General features: G+C 45.6%; 1 protein-coding gene. It reads left to right on the top strand.

From position 1 onward, the window contains the following. A partial coding sequence (locus R7Q11_RS26625; protein WP_225467052.1) for a DNA polymerase III subunit delta' C-terminal domain-containing protein occupies positions 1-680 on the top strand: 680 nt, incomplete at both ends.

The following is a 680-nucleotide window of genomic DNA, read 5'->3' as shown; positions in this document are numbered from 1 at the left end:
CAAGGCGATTACGGTTGACCAAATTCGCGCTTGCAATCGTCTAGCTCATGAATCTTCTCAGCTGAATGGTTACCGTTTGTTTGTGATTGAGCCAGCCGATGCGATGAATGAATCCGCTTCTAATGCGCTATTAAAAACGCTGGAAGAACCGGGCGAAAAATGTTTGTTTTTGCTGGTCACTCATAATCAAGAAAGATTGCTACCGACGATTCGTAGCCGATGCCAGCATTGGGTTGTGACGCCGCCTTCAACCGATCAAGCTATGCAGTGGATTGGGGAGCAAGGCTTGTCTCAAGTACCGGCTTTCGCACTGAAACTGAATATGGGTTCTCCATTAAAAACGCTTGAATCGTTGAAAAATGGTGAGCTAGAGGAGTATTCGGCTTTCGAACGTTGTTTGGTTGAAACATTGTTATCTCCGACGTCTGATGTCTCCAAATGTGCATCGTTAATGGCAAAAAATCCAGACCAAGCGCTGGATTGGGCATGGTTGTTATTGACGGATGCTCAGAAGGCGCAGTTTGGTGTTGTAGACGAAGGCATACTGCCTGGTGCCGAGAAATTTAAGCCCCATCATTACGATGGGTTGTATGCATCAACAAAGAAACTCATGGAGCTCAAAGCGCAAATGCAAACCTTTCCGGGTTTGAACCTTGAGCTACTATCAATGAATTGGTTAA

Source organism: Vibrio sp. 970, assembly GCF_033339075.1.
Note: the sequence above shows the minus strand (reverse complement) of the source record. Positions and strands in the feature narration are given on the sequence as shown.